We start from the raw sequence: 16,466 nt of genomic DNA, 5'->3' as shown, positions 1-16,466 counted from the left end.
GAGCAAATGTCGGCATTTGTGCGGGCTCCCTTAACATACAAGTGTCTGATTATCTTGATTTTTTGAGAGAATTTCTTCTTCTCAACATTATTAAGACTATCCAGATACTCTGTATGCGATGTTAAGGTGCTCATACACATAGCGCGGTAAAACCTATCGTTACAAAAGTATTTAAAGTTTACGAAAGACCAAAACTTTTATAAAGTTTTTTACTAAAGTAAATAAGTAACGGAAAAAATATAAAGTATGTTTTAACATAGTTAGTCATCATACTTTGGCTGAAGCTTCTTACAAATTATAAAGCGCACAGGTATACTTCTGTATTCACCTCATTGTCCATACTTATACTTTTATCACCCTCTGGATCAGCCTATTTTATACTTTTTATACTTTTCTAAAACGTGGAATTACGAAGGGTGCTAGCGGGCTGAGGTAATACACTCTGCTATACTTTCGCGAAGTATAATTGCTGTTGCAGGCAATAAAAAAGGCTCCCCGTCAGGAGAGCCTTTTTTATTAGTGGAGAAGGGATTATTTATCCCACCATACTTTGCCGTAGAGGCCATCGGTGCCGCCAAATTGGCGTTGTAGCGCCTCGTTATAGTTAGCGGTGTTGTTGGCAGCTTCGGTTGCCGTATACATCAATCTGGTTGGTACGTCTTTGCCTTCCGGAGAAACTAAATTGTTAGGGTAACCTGTTCTGCGCCACTCTGCCCATGCTTCGTAGCCATGCATAAACAGGTGAATGTAACGCTGTGTAGCAATTTGCTCTAGTGCAGTGTCAGGGTTATAAGCTACTTCAGCATTTGCAAGGTAATCTGCTGCTTCTGTAGTGCTTCCGGTCCATTGTGCGATAGACTGTTTAATAGCTTCGTTGTAGTTGGCTTCTGCTTCTGCATCACCACCTTCAATCCAGCCGCGCTTGGAAGCTTCTGCCTTTGCAAATAACGCCTGTGCGTACGTAACCAGATAAACCGGCGCATCCTGCTGCCAGAGTTGCTCTCCCAAGGTAGAGTATTTGAGTGGGTCACCTCCGTTTGGCGATCCGAATCTTAAACCTGCATACTCGTCTGCGTCGTTTGTGTTGGCAAAAACCGGAAGCCGGGGATCAGCTGTAGCTTTTAGTGTGTTAACAAGATTCTCACTCAGAGACCACCATGTTAAACGGTTCTGGAGACTAATTTGTGAGTACCAGTAATTTTCATTGACCTCTAGAGCCAAGTGCTTGAAAACAAAATTGTCAGCATTAGAGGTCATTATTCCTGCTGCCAAAGCTTTGTTGAACTCCTCTTTGCCTTTGCTTGGGTTTACCTCTGAAATACGCAGCGCCATTAATAGCCTTATGGTATTGCTAAGTTTTCTCCATCTTTCCATGTCGCCTCCATAAACAATGTCATTGCTTATGGAGCCAGTAACAATCTGCTCATTTGCCTCATTCAGAAGTATAAACAGGTTGTTATAGATGGATTCCTGTGTATCATATGCCGGTGTGAAGTTGGCATTTCCTTTTAATGCCTGTGAAAATGGTACGTCTCCCCAACGATCAGTGATGTTCCAGAAATAATAAGCCTTCAGAATTTTAGCGACAGCTTTCTGGTTGGCAATCGGGCCTTCCTTGCCATCTAGTTCCTCTGAATTAATTACCGTTTCAAGGTTCATGAGAGGGCCAGTGTACCATCCATAAAAGTTTGTAGCCCCTTCCGGGTAAAGAGAAGTACCAACATATTGTAATTCTGAAAGGTACTGGGCCATAAACTGTGCCTGAGTAGAAGAACTTAAACCCGGTAGACTGAGCATGGAGTTTGCTAAAAGCTGCCCACCTGATGCGTCACTTGGCTTGTTCGGGTTCACATTAATATCCTCATCTATCTCACAACTTGTGAGAGACAGACAGGCTAGTAGAAAAATATATAGTTTCTTCATGTGTTTGTCAAATTAGAATGAAATGTTCAGGTTTACCCCGTACGATCTTACCGTATTCAGCCCGCCGGTTTCTAACCAGCCGAAGGAAGATGAGCCGGTTGCAAGTTCTGCAGGATTTAGGCCTTCAGGCGCCTTCTGCCAGATCATTAATGGGTTACGGGCAATAAACGCGATGCCAACTTTTTGGAAAGGTAAGCTACCCAAGGAGGCTTTGTCCAGGCTATAACCTAATCTAATCTCTCTTAATCTTACATAAGAGGCATCGTATATCCATTCTTCGTAAATTCTGGTACCCAGTGTGTTTCTGAAGTAAGTTCTTGCATCTACAAACCCGGTAAACTCTCTGCCCGATACATCCTCGTCATTTATTTTTACACCAGGTCCATAAATGCCGCTAACTTTTACACCTCCACCTTCAGCCAGTGGGTCACGTACGTTTTTGCCATTTTCATTGATAGCGGCTGTTTCAGGAGCTAGGCCAGCTTTAACTGCCAGCATGCGGGACCAACTGATAAACTGTCCGCCCAGCTGATAATCTATCATAGCACTTAAGTCAAACTTACCTAAGCGGAACGAATTCTGAAGACCACCGGTAGCATCTGGTAGTACGCTGCCGAAATTATGTGTCGCAGTAGTGTATAGTGGCATATTGTTGCTGCCGAGCAGTATTTTGCCAGTCTCAGGATCGCGCTGATAGGCCTGCCCTACGATGCTGCCAAATTGTTCGCCAACATTGGAATATAGGTACATGGACACGCCACTATAGGTATTAGACTCTAATAAACGGGAATCCAGCCCAGGATAAAGTTCTTTTACAGTACCTCTGTTTCTAGCAGCGTTAAATGCTATGTCCCAGGAGAAGTTTTGGGTCTGGATTGGAGTACCTGTAAGGGCGATTTCGATACCTTTGTTTACCATCAGACCAGCATTGATGTAAGATGAACTGTAGCCACTTGCTCCGGATACATTCAGTGTGATTACATCATCCTCGTTACGCTGTTCATAGTATGTTACATCAGCCCCTAAGCGTCCGTTAAAGAACTTCAGGTCAGCACCTACTTCGTATGATGTAGCAAAAGATGGCTTAATGAGCGGGTTGTTTAATACATCAGGCACAAAGGATGTATTAACGGTGCCGTACAGTCCGCCTATCTCATAGTTCATTGAGGTGGCATACACACTTACATCGTTACCTGCCATGGCATAGCTTGCTCTCAGTTTACCGAAGGATAATGGCTGCCAGTTTAGCAACTCACTAAACACGAACGAAGCAGATACTGATGGATAATAATAAGGGTCTGGCAGGGTGGAAGAGTGGTCTCTTCTTAGAGAAAAATCCACAAAGTAGGTGTCTTTGTAGCCCACGGTTGCCATACCGTAAATACTATTTAGTTGTTTACGAAGAAGGTATGAAGCTACTGCTGGCCTTTCGCTCGAGCCTTCAATATTATAGAAACCAGGGCTAGTCAGACCACCTCTTGTTGCCTGACTTAGATACGTGTAGTTTCTGTCAAATAAGTTAGCTCCTACGTTTACATTGAAGGAGAAGTCATTCCATTCCTTTGTATACTGTGCCAGGAATTCGTAGTTCATTTCCTTATTCTGATACTTTCCTGTTGAGTAAGCAGCGTTAACACTTCTGCCGCCGGCTGCTATTCTGCTCTCAATATTCTGGGTGTACATATCAGAACGGACGAAGCCACTCACTTTTAAATCTGGCAAAACCTGGTAGGTCAAACCCACATCGCCAAAGAAGCGATCACGGTTGTCGTTATTCAGGTTCTCGTAGGCCTCAAAGTATGGGTTATTCCAATCAGATGGACGCCAGTTCGTGATTACACCCTGAGCATTTGGCCTTCCAATGTTCCAGTGGTAGAAAGTACCATCGTCATACTTGTAGTTCTTCAGGCGCTTCATGTCCAGGTTGCGCTGAAACCACTGCATAAAGTTTCTGGAACCTTCATAGTACCCTTGTGAAGGACGCTGCGCATCGTTGTTAGCATAGTTGATGTTAGCCGAAGCGGTTATCTTGTCACTCAAATCTAGTGAGGCACTCAATCCAAGGTTATTTCTTTTCAACCATGTGTTCGGTTCCACACCCTCAATGCGCGTGTTGTTGTAGCTTAAGCGGAAAGAAGAGTTTTCGTTACCGCCGGAAATACTTACTCCATTGTTCAGGTTGTGGCCTGTTTCAAAGAAATCTTTAATGTTGTCAGGCTGAGGTACAAAAGGCTCTAATTGCCCATACATCGGGTCTTGCGGATAAAAACTGTGCATATGGCGAACCGGCGTGCCATCCATTTTAGGTCCCCAGCTTTCGTCTGTGCCATCCACATACTTTTCACCATTGGCAAGCGTTCTCCAAGTCTGGCTTCCGCCGCCGCCATAGATGTTCTGCATTGGCATGAAGTTGCCAACTTTTTCAACAGAGAAAGCAGAGTTCAATTGCACATCGACCTTTTTAGGGCCCTTCTTGCCTTTTTTTGTTGTGATCATAACCACCCCATACTGGCCACGAATACCATACAGGGCAGATGCAGCAGGGCCTTTAAGCACGTTGATAGATTCAACATCTTCCGGGTTGATATCCTGGGCTAAGTTACCATAGTCAGCTCCGCTTCTGCCGGCAAAGTTTGCGTTAGAAATTGGTGTTCCATCTACTACAATTAAAGGTTGTCCACCTCCGGTTACAGAGTTTACACCCCTGATCTGAATTTTCTGAGTGCCCCCCATACTAGAACCAGAAGAGCCAGTCATCTGCACACCAGCCACTTTACCGGAAAGAGAGCCAAGCACGTTCTGCTCTTTGGTCAGGGTAAGGTCTTCGCCTTTCACCTCCTGGGTGGCGTAGCCAAGCGAGCGCTCCTCACGCGCAATACCCAAAGCAGTTACCACCACTTCACCAAGCTGCTTGCTGTCAGGGTTCAGGCGCACGTTAAACACGCGCTGGTTGCCTACCCTTGTCTCCTGCACCTCGTAGCCCAGAAAACGGAACAGCAGCACCGACTCCTGGTTTGGCACACTAATCTGGAAGGTACCGTCCGCTGAGGTGGTGACCCCGGTGGTGGTACCCTTTACAATTACACTGACTCCGGGCAATGGAATGCCGCTATCAGCGCCTGTTACCGTGCCGCTTACGTTAACTTGCTGGGCAAGGGCCGTGCCGCACCAGCAAACTAACAGCAACAGTAAAGTTGACAGGTATAATTTTCTCATGAGTGTTTTAGGTTAGTTAAAATTTAGATTAGCCAACTAATTTACTTATATTAACTATATAGCCAAATTTCTATAGATAAATTTGGTAGTTAATAAAGGTGTTGTAACATTAAAAATGGTTTCGTTCATCTTTTAGATGAAAAGATTGGATTGTAGGCAGGAGTAAGTCCCAATGGCTTAGCAAACAGACAGCCTGTCCGCAAACATTTTTGATTATATAGCACTTTTTACTTATTTAAGCGTTTCAACCTGCTTCGAAAGCCTATCCCTATGCGCCTGACACAACTAACGTATACTTACGGCCTGCTTTGCAGCCTTTTCCTGACGGCGGCCTGCGGCAGCAAGGTACCATCAGCCTCGAAAGAAACGGCTCGTTTCGGGCCTGCGGAGATAAAGCGGGAGGTGGCTGAGTCGCAGGTGCTGCGGCAGAGTTTTGTGGGCTTTGCCTTGTATGATCCGGAACTGGGGCAGATGGTGGTGGAGCACAATGCCGACAAGTATTTTGTACCGGCCTCCAACACGAAGCTATTTACCTTCTATGCCACCCACAAAATGCTGGGCGACTCCATTGCGGCGCTGAAGTATGTGAGCCGTGGCGACTCGCTTATCTTCTGGGGTACCGGCGACCCTACCTTCGCGCACATGGACCTGAAGAACTCGCTGGCCTACGACTTCCTGAAGAACCGTCCGGAGAAGAAGTTATACTATGTGGAGGCCCCTTATACCAGCACGCCTTTCGCCACCAACTGGGGCTGGGACGACTATAACTACTACTACCAGCCGGAACGAAACGTATTCCCCATCCACGGCAACGTGATTAAGTTTTACAAGGAAGAGGCGACACCCACTTTCACGATAACCCCTTCCCACTTTGAAAACAGCGTGGTGGTGGATACTACCAAAACCCGCTCCCGCACGACCTTTGTAAGGGGCTGGCGCACAAATAATATCACCTACTATACACGTAACCTCACCAATAGCTTCTCTACCGAAGTGCCTTTTATCACGTCTCCGGAGATGGTGGTAACGCTGCTGTCGGACACCCTGAAGCGGGAAGTGGAGCTGCTGAAGATGCCCGTTCCTGCTGGCGGCAGCGTGTTCTATGGCATGCCCACCGATTCGGTAGTGAAGCGGATGCTGCAGGTAAGCGATAACCTGATGGCAGAGCAACTCATGGCGCTCTGCTCCGGCACTATCTCCGATACCCTCTCGGTAGAGCGGGCCATCAAGCACGTAAAGGAAAATTACCTGGCTGACCTGCCGGATGAGCCGGTGTGGATTGACGGGTCGGGTTTATCCAGCATGAACATGTTCACGCCGCGCAGCATCATCGTCCTGTTGCAAAAGCTCATGCAGGAGCGCCCACAGGAGCGCCTGCTGCCGATGCTGGCCGTTGGGGGGAAACCCGGTACTTTCCGAAACATCTACAAAGCCGAGGTGCCGTTTGTGTTTGGCAAGTCCGGCACCTTGTCGCACGTGCATAACCAGAGCGGCTATATCAAGACCAAAAGCGGCAAGCTGTTGCTTTATAGTTTCATGAACAACAACTACAAAGTGCCTACTTCTGCCATCCGCGACGAGATGGTGCGCATCATGACGGAAGTACACAACCGGTACTAAAAAGTTAGAAATTTAGAGAGTTATAAAGTTAGTAAGTTCAAGAATCGTATCTAATCTGCCTATCTTTAATTTCTGTAAATCCTGAGCTGATACCAAAACTTAACCTATACAATCATACTTACACCATCATGAAACTAACCATCCGGTCTTTCGACCTGCCCCTGAAGTATACGTTCACCATTTCTTACGACTCGCGCGATGTGCAACCTACTCTGATAGTGGAGCTGGAGCACAACGGGCAAAAAGGCTATGGCGAAGCTACCAGTAACCCCTACTATGGCTTCACGATAGAAAACATGACGGCGGCGCTGGAAAACATCCGCGGACTGATTGAGGAAACGGAGCTGGAAAGCCCTGAGTCTTTTTGGGCAACGGTACAGCCGCACCTGCAGGACAACCCTTTCGCGCTGTGCGCCCTCGACTTGGCAGCTAATGACCTTTTTGGTAAACTACAGGGACAGCCGCTCTACAAAATTTGGGGCTTGAACACGGACCATATCCCACTTACCAACTATACCATCGGCATCGACACCATCGAAAACATGGTGAAAAAGCTGAAGGAGATGCCTTGGCCGTTGTATAAGATTAAGCTGGGAACGAAGGAAGATGTGGCCATTATTCAGGAGCTTCGCAAGCACACCGACGCCGTGTTCCGGGTGGATGCCAACTGCGCCTGGGGCGTAGAGGAAACGATTGAGAACTCAAAGCAACTCAAGCCGCTGGGCGTGGAGTTTATCGAGCAGCCCATGCGCGCCGATGACTTGGAAGGTATGAAGAAAGTGTACGAGCAGTCGGTGCTGCCGCTGATTGCTGACGAGAGCTGCATTACCGAGAGCGATGTGGCCAAGTGCGTGGGCCATTTCCATGGCGTGAACGTGAAGCTGATGAAGTGCGGAGGCCTGACGCCTGCCCGCCGCATGCTGAAAGAGGCGCGTGAATTGGGCTTGAAAACGATGGTAGGCTGCATGACGGAGTCTTCGGTGGGCATCTCGGCCATCGCCCATTTACTGCCGATGCTGGATTACGTGGACATGGACGGCGCCCTGCTGCTAAGCAAAGACATCGCACGCGGCGTTACTATCACCGACGGAAAAGTAACTTACAGCAACGTGAACGGAACAGGAGCCGAGCTGCTGGCCTAATGGGCGCTCCATTTTATACGGACCATCTGCCCGGTAGAACCGTTACTTTAGACGGGGAAGAGTTTCTCTACTGTAGCGGCACGTCCTACCTGGGCATGGCCTGTAACGAGGTGTTTCAGAGCCTGGTGGTGGAGGGCCTGCGTCGTTACGGTACTAACTACTCCAGCTCCCGGCGTTCTAACCTGCGCCTGGAAGTATACCGGCAGGTGGAGGAGCAGCTTGCAAGTATAAGCGGGGCGGAGGCAGCCGTGACTATGTCGTCGGGTTTCCTGATGGGGCAGACGCTGGTGCAGGTGCTGCGCCATCGGGGCCGGTTTCTGTATGCGCCCGGCGCGCATCCGGCTTTGTGGGAAAGCGATGCCGCCGCTGTGCAGGCAAACGCCCAAATCAGTTTCAAAGACTGGACGAAGCAGGTACTGGAGGAGGTGCTAACGTCAGATGAATTTTCCTTTATCATCATCTGCAATGCACTGGACCCGCTCTGGGCCAAGCCTTATACTTTTGACTGGATAGGCCAGCTGCCAGCGCACAAAAGTATAACCGTGGTGGTGGATGACTCCCATGGCTTTGGCGTGACCGGTCCGGGCGGCGTGGGCATTTACCCCGAGCTCAGTAAGTATAAAAACGTGGAATTGGTTGTCGGTAGCTCCTTTGGCAAGGCCTTGGGCATCCCGGCGGGTTTCATGCTGGGCTCGCGTAAGCTGGTGGAGGAAGTGAAAAGCAGTCCATACTTTGGGGGAGCGTCACCGGCGATTCCGGCTTACCTGTTTGCCTACTTGCAGGCCGGTGAAATCATAGCGGAAGCCAGGCAGCGGTTGCAGCAGAACATTCATACTTTTACAGGATTGCTGAAAAAGCCTCAGGAGCTGTTCAGCTTTATCCCGGATTATCCGGTGTTCAGTACCGGCATGGAAAGTATAGCCGAGCACCTGCATCGCCACCGCATCCTGATTTCCAACTTCCGCTACCCAACGGCCGAGAGCCCGCCCATTGTTCGGGTTATCCTGAACAGTCTGCATACTGCTGCGGATTTGCAGCGACTGGCTGAGGCAGTAAACCAATTTTACCCGGATAATGTCTTTAAATAAGAAGTAATTGTAACGCAGATACTTAACTTTACTCTGAATACTAGTCAGTCACCTTAGCTGTAGCCCTTAAAGCGACAGAGAACTTAAACATCATGATGAAGAAGCATTATTTTATACTTGCCCTAGGGTTGCTAGCGGCCGCTTGCACGCCAGGAAAGGAGACCGCTACCTCGGCCGACGGTGCCATGGAGGAGCACATTGAGGCGGTACGACAGGAGTTTGCCCCTGATAAGCGCGTGGCCCTGTTCAAAATTGAGCAGCGCGGCAACGTACTGGCCGGCGAAACCAACATGCCCGAAGCCAAGCAGGAACTGCTGGGTAAATTAAAAGCAGAAAACATCGCTTTCGTGGATAGTATCCAGGTGCTGCCCGATGCAGAACTGGAGGGCAAAACGTATGGCGTTATCACCATTTCGGTTGCCAACCTGCGCTCGGAGCCCAAGCACCCGGCCGAACTGGCAACACAGGCTACCATGGGCACACCGGTGAACGTGCTGAAGAAACAGCGTGGCTGGTACCTGGTGCAGACCCCGGACAAATACCTCTCGTGGGTGGATGCAGCGGGCGTGAGCCTGATGGACAAGGGCAGCTTTGAGAACTGGCAGAAGAGCCCGAAATTGCTTTACACCAAGCCCTATGGCTTTGCCTATGCCACTGCCAGCGCTAATGCCGGCACCGTATCGGATATGGTGTATGGCGATGTGGTGGCCTTGAACGAGAAGCAAGGAGATTTTTATGCCGTTACCTTCCCCGATGGAAGAAAAGGTTTTATCCCGGCCGCTGAGTCTGCCAAGTACGACGAGTGGGTAGCCAGCCGCAAGCCGACAGGGGAGAACCTGGTGAACACCAGTAAGCAATTGATGGGCCTGCCTTACCTATGGGGCGGCACTTCCTTTAAAGGTGTGGATTGCAGTGGCTTTACCAAAACGGTATACTTCATGAATGGCCTGGTGCTGCCACGCGACGCCTCGCAGCAGGTGCATGTGGGCGATTTGGTAGATACCTCCAACGGCTGGGATAAGCTGCAGCCTGGCGATTTACTTTTCTTTGGTTCACCGGCCAAGGACGGCAAGCCGGAGCGTGTGGTACACGTGGGCATGTGGATTGGCGGTAACCAGGAGTTCATTCACTCTGCTGGCCGTGTGCGCATCAGCAGCATGAACCCACAGGCCGAGAACTTCGATGAGCCGGAGCTGAAGCGTTTCCTCCGCGCCAAGCGCATCGCCCCCGAGGATGTGGTAGTTGACTTGCGCAAAACGGCTTTATACCAATAGTAGGCACAGCATCTTATACTTCAAAGAGGCGCATCATGTATGCGCCTCTTTTGTTTTCAGGCTACAGTAAGTATAAACTGAGCAGTTTATCGCGTCAGTTCCTGTAGATGGTATACTAACTCAGATTTGGGGCTATACTCTGTAAACGACTTTAACTCCTGCAGCAGCTCGCCCAGGAAAGTATGGTTTTGGGCTGTGTTGGAGAAACAGGCCACCAGGGTGTCGTGTTCCGGCTGCCAAAGTACCAAATTGGTAAAACCCGACGTGTCGCCGCTGTGGCAGTATTCATACTTGCCGTTTCCGAGGTCAGATACAAACCAGCCCATGCTATACTTCCATCCCTTTGCATCATCTATACTTGAGGTGGTTGTTTTGAGTTGATTAGTTATGTTAAATAAGAAATTGCTCTCTAAAGCTTGCCACCACTTAAGGTAATCCAAAGCCGAAGTATAGATGCAGCCGTCGCCACGGGTGGCAGTGCCGATGTTCTGGTCTGAAAGTATAAAGTCGCCATTGTTAGCCTGTCGGTAGCCCATGGCTCGGTTCGGAATGAGTGCATCTACCCTGTAAAGCATAGAATGCTGCATTTCGAGTGGCTTAAAAATGTACTCCTGCAGCACATTGGCATAGTTTTTCCCTGAGACGCGTTCTGCCAGGAGCCCCAGCAGCACGTAAGCGGTGTTGCTGTAACGGTATTGGGAGCCTGAGGGGAAGAGAAGAGCCTGCTGTTGCGCGGTAAGCTGCAGCACGTCCTCGTCGGTTAGCTGCGCTTGCTGGCTTTCGGGAATGTGCTCCTCAAAATCGGGAAGGCCCGAAGTATGGTTGAGTAGGTGCAGCAACCGAACTCCTTCCAAGTGTCTTAGCTCCGGAAAGTATAAACTAAGCCTGTCGGTGAGTTGCAGATGCCCTTGCTGCGCGAGCAGATGCACGCACATGGCTGTGAACTGCTTGGATACCGAAGCCAGCCGGAAGGTAGTATCCGGGGTGATGGCTGCGACGGTTTGGAGGTTGGCAAGGCCCCGGCTTCCCAAGTATATCACCTCTTTTCCTTTGGCCACCAGCAGGACTGCTCCGGGGGTGTTGGCAGTAAAGTGGCGGGCCAGTAGGGCGTCGAGGGTGTTTTGTAACATAGCAGGCATTTGTTTTTCAGGGCTATACTTCTGTTCTGCTCTAAATTTAGGAAATCACCAAGTATAAACTTGCTTTAGGCCATACTTACCCTTGCGGAAAGCAGCAAAGTATAGGAAAAGCGGTATTAAATCGGCGCCAAGTGTTGGCATTGGGCGGTAGTAATTCTAACTTTAAAGCTTCGGATCATGTGTTACGACGTAGCACGAAGATTTCCGCAACAAGCATCACCCTTAACAACTTAACACTACTACCAACCTCATGACTGAAACTAACGCACCGCTGCTTACCAACGATGCCGTAGTGCTGGGCCTTTTGCTCTTTATCCTGGCCTTTGTATTCCACACCTCTACCAGTACCAACCGCTTCTGGATGAAATTTTACCGGGTGGTACCATCGCTGCTGCTTTGTTACTTCATCCCTGCCCTGTTCAACACGTTCAATATCATTTCCGGGGATGCCTCGCAGTTATACCACGTGGCCTCACGCTACTTCCTGCCTGCCTCGCTTATCCTGCTTACCCTCAGCATCGATTTTAAGTCGCTGCGGATGCTGGGCAGCAAGGCTGTGATTATGTTTTTTGCCGGTACGCTGGGGGTAATGTTTGGCGGTCCGCTGGCCTTGTTTCTGGTGGGCTCGGTGTTTCCAGACATCCTCTATACCAGTGGCGACGAAGTATGGAAAGGCTTGTCTACCATCTCCGGAAGCTGGATTGGCGGTGGCGCTAACCAGGCAGCCATGCTGGAGGTGTTTGGGGCCAGCAAGGATGCCTTTGGGCAAATGATTGCCGTGGACGTGCTGGTAGCCAACGTATGGATGGGGGTGTTGCTGTACTTCTCGCAGAAACCTGAGAAAATCGACAGGATACTTGGTGCCGACAGCCGTCCGATTAAAGAACTGGAAGCGCGCCTGGAGGGCTTGCAGGAAGGGAAAAGCATGCTTCCGACGACTTCTACGACCATCGTACTGCTGGGGGTGGCCTTCGGTTTTACAGGCATCTCGCATTTACTGGCCGACATCATTGCGCCATACTTTGCAGAGAATTACCCGGAGCTGGCCACTTACTCCATCACCAGCGGCTTCTTCTGGCTTGTGATTATCGCCACGACAGCCGGACTTATACTTTCCTTTACCAAAGCCCGTAACCTGGAGAGCTACGGTGCCTCGCGTTTCGGTTCGGTGTTCCTGTACTTCCTGGTGGCTACCATCGGCATGAGCATGGACCTTGGCGCAGTGCTGGATAACCCGAAACTGTTTTTAGTCGGAGCCTTCTGGATTTCTTTCCACGTGCTGATTATGCTGGTGGTGGCGCGCATCATCAAAGCGCCGTTCTTCTACGTAGCCGTGGGCAGTCAGGCCAATATCGGTGGGGCAGCCTCTGCGCCAATTGTGGCAGCGGCTTTCAACCGATACCTGGCCCCGGTGGGCGTTCTGCTGGCGGTGCTGGGTTATGCGGTAGGTACTTACGGCGGCTACCTCTGCGGGCTCATGCTGCAGTACGTCTGGAATATACTGGCGTAGAGAGTTTGAGAGTTTAGGAATTAAAGAGTTTGGGAGTTAGAAAGTTGTAGAGACGCAATACCTTGCGTCTTTATAGCTAGAGAATTATCTAACTGAAGTATAAAATTTAACCCGACTCAAGTATAAAGTATAAAAATCGGCCCCGGTGGGAGAAAGGTTCTCCTGCCGGGGCCATTTGTTTATGGCCTCTCTGTAGGTTGAGTTTAAGCCTAATTTATCCTACAAATACTTCTGGTACAGGTTGTAAAGTACAGCTTTGTCGCGGTCGGTGAGCTCCATATTTACCTCATCCTGGATGAAGTGCAGCTTGAAGGCCCGAATAGCGGCCGGCAAATCGCGGGTGTCGTAGCCGATGATACGGAGCGCTTCCTTCGGGTTGAAGTGCGGCGGAATAGTCAGCACTGAATCGAGGGGTTGCAGGATGAGCGCTGGCTGGGTGCCGGTGCTGTCGAGGACGGTGATAGGGGCGGCTGGTTGCAGGTAATCTTTCACCACGTCCTCATCGTACCACAGGCCAAAGCCATGCTCGGACAGTTTCTTCCACGGAAAGGTCTGGTTGGGGTCTACCTTGCGCACCGGAGCAATATCGGAGTGACCGATAAAGTTTTCAGCCGGAATCTTGTGCTTCTCCTTTAGCATGGCCAGCACCTCCAGCAGGCTGTTTATCTGTTCATCCGAAAAGGGCTCAGTGCCGTTGTTGTCCAGCTCAATGCCGATAGAACAGGAGTTCAGGTCGGTGTTGTTGCCCCAGCGGCTGTTGCCTCCATGCCAGGCACGCAGGTTGTCGTGCAGCATGTGGAACACCTTGCCGTCGCGGCCAATCACGTAATGGGCGCTTACGCTGGTTCTGGGCAGCGTGAAGGTCCGCAGGGTATGGTCCGTGGAGTTCTGCGCCGTGTGGTGGATGACCACGTAATTAGCCTTGCGCATGTTAAAGTTAGTAGTTCCCACCCAGTAATCGCCCAACTGCAGGGTAGATTCCTTTGGATTGATGGCCGGTACTGTGCGCAGTTCCTTGGCATAGGCCTTCAGTTGTTTTTTGTGTGAACGGTTGGTGCTGGCATAAGGGTTGGGCGTGCAGCTGAAAAGGCCGGCGCCTGCCAGCAGCAGGGATAAAAGGGCAGTAGAAGTATACTTCATGCAGGTTAAGAAAGTATAGGTTGTTCAAAGTATAAACTTGAGCGAATTTACCATCAGATGCAAATTTCGACACTGAACTAAAGGGGTAGTTAAGTATAAACTTTAGATGAAAATTGGGTGGAATTTGATTTTGTCACTTTGCCGGCTTTACCTTTGCAGCATCTTTATGCAAGATTTATAAAGAAGAGGGGAGAGAGCAGGCTCTGAGAACCTCTAGCAACCACGGCCTCGCCGTAAAGGTGCTAACACCTGCCCAGTTTGGGACCTATAAATTTATTTACATGCACCTACTACACCAGCTTCTCGCTACCATTTTCCGTGCCTATACTGCCGTAACTGCGCCTAAACAGGTGCTGTGCTGTTGTTGCTGCTGATCAGGCCATAAGCGCCGACACCTTGCCGGTTCAGGCATCATCATTCAATTTATACTTTCTTTTTAAACTTCCCGGAGTAACTGCCGCGTGCGTACCTAACGCTATAGGTGTCCATGCCTGTTTGTAGCTCCACACTACATATGCAACATATTCAGAAAACCGGCGGCTGGGCGCTCATACCTTTCCTGGTGTTTGTACTGACGTTTTTAGGTGCTGGTATACTCTTAAATGACTTTTATGCGCTGCCGGCACCGGTGGCCGTAACACTGGGTATTATCTCCGCCTTCTTTATACTTAGGGGTTCCTCAGAGGCCAAGGTGGCCGCCCTGATACGTGGCTGCGGCGATTCTAAAATCGTTACCATGTGCCTCATCTACTTGCTGGCCGGTGCTTTTGCCTCGGTAACAAAGGCGGTGGGAGGCGTGGATGCCACGGTAAACCTGGGCCTGAGCGTGCTGCCGGTGCAGTACCTGGCGCTGGGTGTGTTTCTGCTGGCGGCCTTTTTGTCCACCGCTACGGGTACCTCTGTGGGAGCCATCGTGGCCCTGGGACCCATCGTGGTGGGGCTGGCGGAGCAGAGCCATACCTCCATGCCTTTGCTGCTGGGGGTGCTGTTGGGCGGTGCTATGTTTGGCGACAACCTTTCCTTTATCTCGGATACAACCATCGCTGCCACGCAAACGCAGGAGTGCAGCATGCGCGATAAGTTCAGGGTCAACATCCTGATTGCCGGTCCTGCTGCCCTGGTAACCATATTCCTGTTGCTACTAACGGGCTGGAATACGACAGGCGCGGTGGAGGCGCAGCTCCCTGCGCTTCAGGCAGCGAGTTTCTGGCAAATTGCTCCTTACCTGCTTGTTATCATACTGGCTGTTTCCGGCATAAATGTGTTTGTCGTGCTTGTACTAGGAACCCTCGCATCCGGAGCCGTAGGACTGTGGCAGGGACAACTGGAAGTGCTGGCCTTCGGCAAGAGCGTGTACGAAGGTTTTACAGGCATGACGGAGATTTTTCTGCTCTCGATGCTGACAGGTGGGCTGGCGCAAATGGTGAGCGAGGCAGGAGGTATTACGTTTCTGCTGCAAAAGGTGAGCAAGGCTGCAAATGGAATGCGATCTGCGCAAGTGGGTATTCTCTCGCTGGTAGGAGGCACCAACTCCGCTATTGCCAATAACACGGTTTCCATCGTCGTGACTGGCCCGGTGGTGAAAGAAATCAGCCGGAAGTATAGCATCGACAAGCGCAAAACCGCTGCCCTGTTAGACATTGCCTCCTGCGTGGTGCAGGGCCTGTTGCCTTTCGGCGCACAGATCCTGCTGCTGGTTAGCTTTACGAACGGGCAGCTGAACTTCCTGGACCTGTGGGCGAATGCCTGGTACCTGTACCTGTTGCTGCTGTTCAGCCTTCTGGCCATTTATTTGCCTTTCGTGGATAAGTATTTAGATAAGCAGCCAGCAGCAGAACAAGCGGTGGCGGTGTAAGTGCAGGAGGGTAGTTGTTCCTTCAGAGAGTTTGGAATGGTTGGAGAGGGGGCTTTGCAGAGCCGGGTCCAACCACCCCTTTATCCCCTCCTTGTCTAAGGCGGGGAGTCTGTAGTTACTTCAGCTGAAGTATGAGTTTCATAGCTGCTGTTTTAACACCCCTATTGAGCGTTGCTCGCAAGTTTCGAACTCGCGTTATCACTTGTCCTCAAGGGGACAGTTTATACTTACATCGTTCCCTGTCATCTCGAGTACTCTTGAGGCGAGAGCCGAAAAGAGCCAGCGAAGCTGTGAGAGCTCTATCCGGAATTCTATCCAGATCTCTCCCAAAGGTCGAGATGACAGTAAGGGCAGGAGCTATCGACCTTATCCCAGCCTTTGGGTTGAGCGCCTTGTGAGATCCGGTGCCCGTCAAGGGCATGCAGAGCGAAAGCGAGGCAAGGAGGGAACACAGCGCGATGCCCGAAGGCGAGGCCTCCCGGCCTTGAGGGAGCCAAGTTGGAGGTGCAACGAGGCGTTTGTGGGAACTAGAGGATGAACGGAAGCTAGATAGGATAGC

At 50.3% G+C, this 16,466-nt stretch carries 10 protein-coding genes and 1 riboswitch; of the genes, 6 read left to right on the top strand and 4 right to left on the bottom strand.

The genetic code is table 11. From position 1 onward, the window contains the following. Positions 1-531: 531 nt before the first annotated feature. Together BM040_RS03525 and BM040_RS03520 are read right to left on the bottom strand one after the other, a co-directional pair. Positions 532-1,923: a SusD/RagB family nutrient-binding outer membrane lipoprotein gene (locus BM040_RS03525; RefSeq protein ID WP_092099065.1), complete on the bottom strand. Its 1,392-nt coding sequence runs from the start codon at positions 1,921-1,923 to the stop codon at positions 532-534. Positions 1,924-1,935: 12 nt separating this feature from the next. After that, positions 1,936-5,139: a SusC/RagA family TonB-linked outer membrane protein gene (locus BM040_RS03520; RefSeq protein WP_092099063.1), complete on the bottom strand. Its 3,204-nt coding sequence runs from the start codon at positions 5,137-5,139 to the stop codon at positions 1,936-1,938. 270 nt (positions 5,140-5,409) lie between these two features. Between BM040_RS03520 and BM040_RS03515 the strand changes: the two genes are divergently transcribed. From BM040_RS03515 to BM040_RS03500, 4 genes are all read left to right on the top strand, one after another. After that, positions 5,410-6,759 (top strand): D-alanyl-D-alanine carboxypeptidase, encoded by a 1,350-nt coding sequence (locus BM040_RS03515; RefSeq protein ID WP_092099061.1) that lies wholly within the window; start codon positions 5,410-5,412, stop codon positions 6,757-6,759. 128 nt (positions 6,760-6,887) lie between these two features. Next, a complete protein-coding gene (locus BM040_RS03510; protein ID WP_092099059.1) occupies positions 6,888-7,901 on the top strand; it encodes a dipeptide epimerase in 1,014 nt (337 codons plus the stop codon). Next, positions 7,901-8,989: an aminotransferase class I/II-fold pyridoxal phosphate-dependent enzyme gene (locus tag BM040_RS03505; protein WP_092099057.1), complete on the top strand. Its 1,089-nt coding sequence runs from the start codon at positions 7,901-7,903 to the stop codon at positions 8,987-8,989. The genes BM040_RS03510 and BM040_RS03505 overlap by 1 nt, the downstream gene beginning before the upstream one ends. Before the next feature lie 92 nt (positions 8,990-9,081). Continuing rightward, on the top strand, positions 9,082-10,263 hold the full coding sequence (locus BM040_RS03500; protein WP_092099056.1) for a C40 family peptidase: 1,182 nt from the start codon (positions 9,082-9,084) through the stop codon (positions 10,261-10,263). 86 nt (positions 10,264-10,349) lie between these two features. Here BM040_RS03500 and BM040_RS03495 read toward each other — a convergent pair whose 3' ends face one another. Next, positions 10,350-11,393: a serine hydrolase domain-containing protein gene (locus BM040_RS03495; RefSeq protein WP_175490963.1), complete on the bottom strand. Its 1,044-nt coding sequence runs from the start codon at positions 11,391-11,393 to the stop codon at positions 10,350-10,352. A gap of 259 nt (positions 11,394-11,652) precedes the next feature. Between BM040_RS03495 and BM040_RS03490 the strand changes: the two genes are divergently transcribed. Then, a complete protein-coding gene (locus BM040_RS03490) occupies positions 11,653-12,912 on the top strand; it encodes a DUF819 family protein (protein ID WP_092099052.1) in 1,260 nt (419 codons plus the stop codon). A 219-nt stretch (positions 12,913-13,131) separates the two neighbouring features. On the opposite strand, the gene BM040_RS03485 is transcribed toward BM040_RS03490, so the two are convergent. After that, positions 13,132-14,052 carry an N-acetylmuramoyl-L-alanine amidase gene (locus BM040_RS03485; RefSeq protein ID WP_092099050.1) on the bottom strand — a complete coding sequence of 307 codons (921 nt, stop codon included), beginning with the start codon at positions 14,050-14,052 and terminating at the stop codon, positions 13,132-13,134. Positions 14,053-14,224: 172 nt separating this feature from the next. After that, positions 14,225-14,326: riboswitch (SAM riboswitch) on the top strand. A gap of 240 nt (positions 14,327-14,566) precedes the next feature. On the opposite strand from BM040_RS03485, the gene BM040_RS03480 reads away from it, so the two are divergent. Continuing rightward, on the top strand, positions 14,567-15,907 hold the full coding sequence (locus tag BM040_RS03480; protein ID WP_092099048.1) for a Na+/H+ antiporter NhaC family protein: 1,341 nt from the start codon (positions 14,567-14,569) through the stop codon (positions 15,905-15,907). Positions 15,908-16,466 lie beyond the last annotated feature (559 nt).

Source organism: Pontibacter chinhatensis (assembly GCF_900113285.1).
Taxonomy (GTDB): domain Bacteria; phylum Bacteroidota; class Bacteroidia; order Cytophagales; family Hymenobacteraceae; genus Pontibacter; species Pontibacter chinhatensis.
This window is presented reverse-complemented; position numbering and strand designations above follow the sequence as displayed.

Bases quoted from the DNA above. Each gene is read 5' to 3' on its own strand.
- BM040_RS03505 (WP_092099057.1), top strand. From the start codon at position 7,901: ATGGGCGCTCCATTTTATACGGACCATCTGCCCGGTAGAACCGTTACT.
- BM040_RS03515 (WP_092099061.1), top strand. From the start codon at position 5,410: ATGCGCCTGACACAACTAACGTATACTTACGGCCTGCTTTGCAGCCTT.
- BM040_RS03510 (WP_092099059.1), top strand. From the start codon at position 6,888: ATGAAACTAACCATCCGGTCTTTCGACCTGCCCCTGAAGTATACGTTC.
- BM040_RS03495 (WP_175490963.1), bottom strand. From the start codon at position 11,393: ATGTTACAAAACACCCTCGACGCCCTACTGGCCCGCCACTTTACTGCC.
- BM040_RS03490 (WP_092099052.1), top strand. From the start codon at position 11,653: ATGACTGAAACTAACGCACCGCTGCTTACCAACGATGCCGTAGTGCTG.
- BM040_RS03500 (WP_092099056.1), top strand. From the start codon at position 9,082: ATGATGAAGAAGCATTATTTTATACTTGCCCTAGGGTTGCTAGCGGCC.
- BM040_RS03485 (WP_092099050.1), bottom strand. From the start codon at position 14,052: ATGAAGTATACTTCTACTGCCCTTTTATCCCTGCTGCTGGCAGGCGCC.
- BM040_RS03525 (WP_092099065.1), bottom strand. From the start codon at position 1,923: ATGAAGAAACTATATATTTTTCTACTAGCCTGTCTGTCTCTCACAAGT.
- BM040_RS03480 (WP_092099048.1), top strand. From the start codon at position 14,567: ATGCAACATATTCAGAAAACCGGCGGCTGGGCGCTCATACCTTTCCTG.
- BM040_RS03520 (WP_092099063.1), bottom strand. From the start codon at position 5,139: ATGAGAAAATTATACCTGTCAACTTTACTGTTGCTGTTAGTTTGCTGG.